This window comes from Dactylosporangium sp. NPDC050588 (assembly GCF_040654975.1).
Taxonomy (GTDB): domain Bacteria; phylum Actinomycetota; class Actinomycetes; order Mycobacteriales; family Micromonosporaceae; genus Dactylosporangium; species Dactylosporangium maewongense.
The window spans coordinates 75,629-81,628 of record NZ_JBFAJA010000067.1; the positions used below are offsets into that span (position 1 = coordinate 75,629).

6 protein-coding genes are annotated in these 6,000 nt (G+C 70.0%); all 6 read left to right on the forward strand.

Annotated elements, in window-relative coordinates; all coding sequences use genetic code 11:
* Window positions 1-103: 103 nt before the first annotated feature.
* The 6 genes from AB0I21_RS38535 (at window position 104) to AB0I21_RS38560 (ending at window position 5,961) form a co-directional block, all read left to right on the forward strand.
* Window positions 104-1,069: a LacI family DNA-binding transcriptional regulator gene (locus AB0I21_RS38535; protein WP_360568634.1), complete on the forward strand. Its 966-nt coding sequence runs from the start codon at window positions 104-106 to the stop codon at window positions 1,067-1,069.
* Window positions 1,066-2,670 carry an FAD-dependent oxidoreductase gene (locus AB0I21_RS38540; protein ID WP_360568635.1) on the forward strand — a complete coding sequence of 535 codons (1,605 nt, stop codon included), beginning with the start codon at window positions 1,066-1,068 and terminating at the stop codon, window positions 2,668-2,670. Before AB0I21_RS38535 ends, AB0I21_RS38540 begins: the two co-directional genes overlap by 4 nt.
* A gap of 27 nt (window positions 2,671-2,697) precedes the next feature.
* Window positions 2,698-3,978, forward strand: a complete 1,281-nt coding sequence (locus AB0I21_RS38545; protein WP_360568636.1) for a sugar ABC transporter substrate-binding protein — start codon at window positions 2,698-2,700, stop codon at window positions 3,976-3,978.
* Window positions 3,975-4,859 (forward strand): sugar ABC transporter permease, encoded by an 885-nt coding sequence (locus tag AB0I21_RS38550; protein ID WP_360568637.1) that lies wholly within the window; start codon window positions 3,975-3,977, stop codon window positions 4,857-4,859. The genes AB0I21_RS38545 and AB0I21_RS38550 overlap by 4 nt, the downstream gene beginning before the upstream one ends.
* Window positions 4,849-5,679 (forward strand): carbohydrate ABC transporter permease, encoded by an 831-nt coding sequence (locus AB0I21_RS38555; protein WP_360568638.1) that lies wholly within the window; start codon window positions 4,849-4,851, stop codon window positions 5,677-5,679. The genes AB0I21_RS38550 and AB0I21_RS38555 overlap by 11 nt, the downstream gene beginning before the upstream one ends.
* Before the next feature lie 102 nt (window positions 5,680-5,781).
* The gene (locus AB0I21_RS38560) at window positions 5,782-5,961 is read left to right on the forward strand and encodes a LacI family DNA-binding transcriptional regulator (RefSeq protein WP_360568639.1); all 180 of its coding nucleotides are present in this window, start codon (window positions 5,782-5,784) and stop codon (window positions 5,959-5,961) included.
* The last annotated feature ends 39 nt before the right edge of the window (window positions 5,962-6,000 follow it).

The window sequence follows — 6,000 nt, forward strand, 5'->3', positions numbered from 1 at the left end:
CGAACGGATAACGAAACCTCCCCCGGCGCTTGACGGCGCCGCCCGGGCGAGCGCAGGATTCGAGCCCTGAAGGTGCTGATACGCATTAGCGAAGGGGATCGTCGTGGGGCGTCGGGTCACGCAGCGGGACATCGCGCGGATGACGGGCGTCAGCCAGGCGACGGTCTCGGTGGTGCTGAACGACCGGGCGGACAGCGAGATCCGGATCGCGCCCGAGACGCGGCAGCGGGTGCTCGACGCGATCCGCGCCACCGGCTACGTGGCGGACGTCGTCGGCCGCCGGCTGGCGGACCGCAGCAACCGGATCCTCGGGGTGTTCACCTACGAGCCGGTGTTCCCCAGCACGACCGCGGACTTCTACCACCCGTTCCTGGTGGGTATCGAGCAGCGGGCCGAGCAGGTGGGGTGTGACCTGCTGCTGTTCACGTCGGGGCCGCACCGGATGCGGCTCGCCGACGGGTGCATCGTGCTCGGGCGGTTCATCGGGAAAGAGGAGCTGGCGCGGCTGGTCGGCGAGCACCACCCGTTCGTGAGCGTCGGACGGCGGGACTCGCCGGACGTGCCGTACGTGGGGGCCGACTACGGGGGCGCGACCGCCGCGCTGGTCGCGCGGGCCGTCGCGCTGGGGCACCGGAGGTTCGCCTACGTCGGCACCGGCGGGCCCGCCGAGTCGCACCTCGACCGGCTGCGCGGGTTCGCCGACGCGTGCCTGGCGGCCGGGGTGCACGCCACCCACCAGCTGCGGTGGACGCCCCAGGACGACGTCACCGCGATCTTCCTGGAGGAGCCCGCCGACGCGGCCGAGCTCATCACCAATCTCCGCGACCACGGGCGGGACGTGCCCGGCGACGTGTCGGTGGTGGTGCTCGGCGAGCCGACCAGGGCCGGCGCCACTCCCCCGCCGCTGGACGTGACGAGGTTCCGCACACCGCGCAGCGAGATGGGCCGGCAGGCCGTGGACCACCTGACCGAACTGGTCAACGGGGCGCAGGGCCGGCAGACGTTGCTGGCCTGCGAGCTCGTCGCGGGTGAAACCCTGAAAACAGCAAGATCGAGGAGAGACACGTGAAGGAGATCACGGCGGACGTGCTCGTCGTGGGCGGCGGGCTCGGCGGGGTGGCGGCGGCGCTCGCCGCGCTGCGGGCCGGGCGGACGGTCGTGCTCACCGAGGAGTTCGACTGGATCGGCGGCCAGCTCACCAGCCAGGCCGTGCCACCGGACGAGCACTCCTGGGTCGAGCAGTTCGGCGTGACGGCCAGCTACCGGGCGCTCAGGGACGGGATCCGCGACTACTACCGCCGGTACTACCCGCTGACCGACGCGGCCCGGCGGTGGGTGCACCTCAACCCCGGCGCCGGCGGCGTGAGCCGGCTGTGTCACGAGCCCGCGGTGGCGAAGGCGGTGCTGGAGGCGATGCTTCAGCCGTACCGTGGCGGCGGCAGGCTCCGCGTGCTCCAGCCGTGGAGGGCGACGGCCGCCGAGAGCGACGGCGACCGGGTCACGTCCGTGACCGGCAGGCACCGCGACACCGGCGAGCAGACGGTCGTCACCGCGCGGTACGTGCTGGACGCGACCGAGACCGGCGAGCTGCTGCCGCTGACCGGCACCGAGTACGTGACGGGCTTCGAGTCGCAGGACGACACGGGCGAGCCGAGCGCACCGGCGACGGCGCAGCCGGCGAACATGCAGGCGGTCTCGGTGTGCTTCGCGATCGACCACGTCGACGGCGACCACACCATCGACCGGCCCAACTCCTACGGGTTCTGGCGGGCCTACACGCCGCCGTTCTGGGGCGGGCCGCTGCTGTCATGGCGCTCACCGCACCCGCGGACCCTGGAGATCTCCGAGCGCAGCTTCACGCCCAACCCCGACGACGACCCCCTGGGCGTCGTGGCCGACCAGCGGCTCAACCCGGGCGACGCGAACCTGTGGACGTTCCGGCGGATCGCGGCCCGCAACCTGTTCACGCCGGGCGCGTACGCCAGCGACATCTCGCTCGTCAACTGGCCGATGATCGACTACTTCGAGGCCCCGGTCATCGACGTCCCGGACGCGGACGAGCAGCTGGCGCGCGCCCGGGAGCTGTCGATGTCGGTGCTGTACTGGCTGCAGACGGAGGCCCCGCGCCCCGACGGCGGCACCGGCTTCCCCGGCCTGCGGCTGCGCGGCGACGTGACGGGCGGCGGCGACGGCCTGGCCCAGGCGCCGTACGTGCGCGAGTCGCGGCGCATCCTCGCCGACTACACCATCGTGGAGCAGGACCTGTCCCACGCGGTCCGCGGCGACAAGGGCAGCGTCACCTACGCCGATTCGGTCGGGGTCGGCATGTACCGCATCGACCTGCACCCGTCCACGGGCGGCGACACGTACATCGACGTGCCGTCCAGCCCGTTCCAGATCCCGCTCGGCGCGCTGCTGCCCCGCCGGGTGGAGAACCTCCTGCCGGCGGCGAAGAACCTCGGCACGACCCACATCACCAACGGCTGCTACCGCCTGCACCCCGTCGAGTGGAACATCGGCGAGGCCGCCGGCGCCCTGGCCGCGTTCTGCCTGAACGAGGGCACCACTCCCCGCGCCGTCCGGGAGGACCCGTCCCGGCTCGCCGACTTCCAGTCCCGGCTCACCGCCGACGGCGTCGAGCTCGCCTGGCCCGACGTCACCGCGTACTGAAGACACCCCCACCTTCTGGAGACCCCCATGCGACTGAAAGCATCGCTGGCAATCGCCACCGCGGCCCTGCTCGGCCTCACCGCGTGCGGCTCGGGCGACAAGGAAACGCCGAAGGACACCGGACCGGTTTCGTTGCGCATGACGATCTGGACCGCCAACGAGGCGCACCTGAAGCTGTTCAACGAGATCGCCACCGAGTACAAGTCCGCCCACCCGAACGTCACCGAGATCAAGTTCGACTCGCTGCCGTTCGACACGTACACCACCGCGCTGACCACCCAGATCGCCGGCGGCAACCAGCCCGACCTCGCCTGGATCCTGGAGAACTCCGCGCCCGACTTCGTCTCCTCTGGCGCGCTCGTCCCGCTCGACGACACGCTGAAGAAGACGCCGGGCTATCAGTTCGAGGACCTCGGCGCCAGCCCGATGAAGCTCTGGCAGAGCCAGGGGAAGCTGTACGCGTACCCGTTCTCGACCTCGCCGTTCGGCATGTTCGTCAACAATGATCTGGTGAAGAAGGCGGGCAAGCCCACGCCCGCGGAGCTCATCGCGGCGGGGAACTGGAACTGGGACACCGCGCTGCAGACCGCGTCGGCCGTCAACGCCGCCACCGGCAAGGCCGGGCTCGTCGTGCGGGACTTCGACTACAAGTCGTGGCAGAACCTGGCCAGCTTCTGGGGCGGCTGGGGCGCGCAGGCGTGGAGCGCCGACGGCAAGACCTGCGGCTTCGACAAACCCGAGATGGTCGAGGCGATGACGACGCTGCACAAGGCGATCTTCACCGACAAGGCCCTGCCGGGCCCGGGTGTGAGCGCCGACTTCTTCGCCGGTGACGCGGCCATGACGATCACCCAGATCAGCCGGGCGTCGCTGCTGAAGAACCAGTTCGGCTGGGACCTGGTGCCGCTGCCGAAGGGCAAGGTCGGCGACTACGCGGTGTTCGGCCAGGCCGGCATCGGGGTGTTCAAGAAGGGCAAGCACGCCGACGCGGCGCAGGAGTTCCTCGCGTTCATGACCAGCCCGGCGAACTCGGCGAAGCTCGCCGCGTACTTCCCGCCGCCGCGCACGTCGCAGCAGACCGCCGAGACGCTCGCCAAGACCAACCCGCTGCTCAAGCCCGAGCAGCTGCAGAAGGTCGTCGTCGACGGGATCGCCAAGGGCGCCGTCGGCCCCAGCCACGCCGGGTTCGCCGAGCTGTCGCAGACCGTCCGCGCGAGCCTCGACCCGCTGTGGCAGCCGCAGGCGGACGTCAAGGCGGTGCTGTCCGGCGTGTGCGCGAAGATCTCCCCGCAACTGGCGAAGCAGTGAGGCTTCGGTCAAAGACCGCGGACCGGCTGGCTGGGTGGCTGTTCATCGCCCCCCAGCTGGCCGGCTCGGCCGTCTTCGTCTTCGCGCCGCTGTGCCTCGTCCTCTGGTACAGCCTGCACGAGTGGAACGTGCTCGCCGGCAGCTTCGAGTTCGTCGGCGGCGACAACTACCAGGCCCTGCTCGACGACCCGACCCTGCCGTCGGTGCTGCGGGCCACCGGGATCTTCTCCGTCGGGCTGGTCGTGTTCAACCTCAGCCTCGCGCTGCTGCTCGCCGTGCTGCTCAACCAGCGGCTGCGGGGGCTCACGGTGTACCGGACGCTGTTCTTCTCCCCCGTGGTCGTGTCGCTCGTCGCCTGGACGATCGTGTGGGGCTTCCTGCTGCAGTCCAACGGCGGCATCAACGGCCTGCTCCACGCGGTCGGCGTCGAGGGACCCAACTGGCTGCGGACCGGGCCGACCGCGATGGTGTCGGTGATCGCGGTGCAGGTGTTCAAGAACGTCGGGCTCAACATGGTGCTCTTCCTGGCGGCGCTGCAGGGCGTGCCGGGCGAGCTCTACGAGGCCGCCCAGCTGGACGGCGCGTCGGCGTGGACCCGGTTCCGGCGCATCACGGTGCCGATGATCAGCCCAACGATCCTGCTCACGTCCATCATCACCGTGGTCGGGTCGCTGCAGGTCTTCGCCCAGATCGCCGTCCTCACCCAGGGCGGGCCGGGCACGTCGACGACGGTGCTCGTCTACTACCTCTACCAGCAGGCGTTCCAGTTCCATCACTTCGGCTACGGCTCCACCCTGGCCATCCTGCTGTTCGTCATCGTGCTCGCCCTGACGCTCGTGCAGTGGCAGCTGCGCCGGAAGTGGGTCGTCCATGAGCAATAAGGCCAAGGTGCTGGTATACGGGCTGCTGTCGGTGCTCTGCGTGCCGTTCGTGTTCCCGACCTGGTGGATGGTGACGTCGTCGTTCAAGCCGACGAGCGAGATCTTCGCGTACCCGCCGAAGCTGCTGCCCTCCGAGTGGCACTTCGGCGCGTACCGGGAGGTGTTCCGGCTGCAGCCGTTCGCGGAGCAGTACTGGAACAGCCTGTACATCGCGGCGATCGTCACCGTGGGCACCATGGCGGTCGCGTCCCTGGCCGGCTACGCCTTCGCCCGGATCCAGTTCCCCGGGCAGAACGCGATGTTCGTGGTCGTGCTCACCGGCCTGCTCATCCCGAGCGAGGTGACGATCGTGCCGCTGTTCCAGCTGTTCAACCGGTTCGGGCTGATCGACACGCACTGGCCGCTGATCCTGGTGCCGATCTTCGGCGCGCCGAGCGTCCTGGCGACGTTCATCATGCGGCAGTTCTTCGTGACGCTGCCGAAGGAGCTGGAGGAGGCGGCGCGCGTCGACGGGCTCGGCCGGTTCAACACGTTCCGGCTGATCGCCCTGCCGCTCGCCCGGCCGGCGCTGGGGGCGGTCGGCATCTTCACGTTCCTCAACAGCTGGAACCTGTTCCTGGAGCCGGTGGTGTACCTGTCGAGCAAGGACAAGTTCACGCTGCCGCAGGCGTTGACGCAGTACGTCGACGCGTACGGCGGGCCGATGTGGGACGTCCAGCTGGCCGCCGCGTCGCTGACCGCGCTGCCCGTCCTGGTCGTGTTCGTCCTCGCCCAGCGCCAGTTCGTCGAGGGGCTGGCCCACACGGGGCTCAAAGGGTGATACACCTTCGCCTGTGAGCGGGCAGGAGCGCAGCGGATGGCTGCGAACCAGAGGCACAGCGCTTGGCTCAGGCCGACGCCGGAGCGCAGCGGAGGCGGCGGCATGAGCAGACGCGTCACGCAGCGGGACATCGCGCGGATGACGGGGGTGAGCCAGGCGACGGTGTCGCTGGTGCTCAACAACCGCACCGGTGACGACGTGCGGATCGCGCCGGAGACCCGGCAACGGGTGCTCGACGCGATCCGCGCCACCGGCTACGTATCGGAACATCACACCTCATAACAACACTCACAAACCACTGAAACTCGGTTGTGCTCTTGG

Coding starts and splice junctions, on each gene's coding strand:
- AB0I21_RS38545 (WP_360568636.1), top strand. CDS start 2,698: ATGCGACTGAAAGCATCGCTGGCAATCGCCACCGCGGCCCTGCTCGGC.
- AB0I21_RS38555 (WP_360568638.1), top strand. CDS start 4,849: ATGAGCAATAAGGCCAAGGTGCTGGTATACGGGCTGCTGTCGGTGCTC.
- AB0I21_RS38560 (WP_360568639.1), top strand. CDS start 5,782: ATGAGCAGACGCGTCACGCAGCGGGACATCGCGCGGATGACGGGGGTG.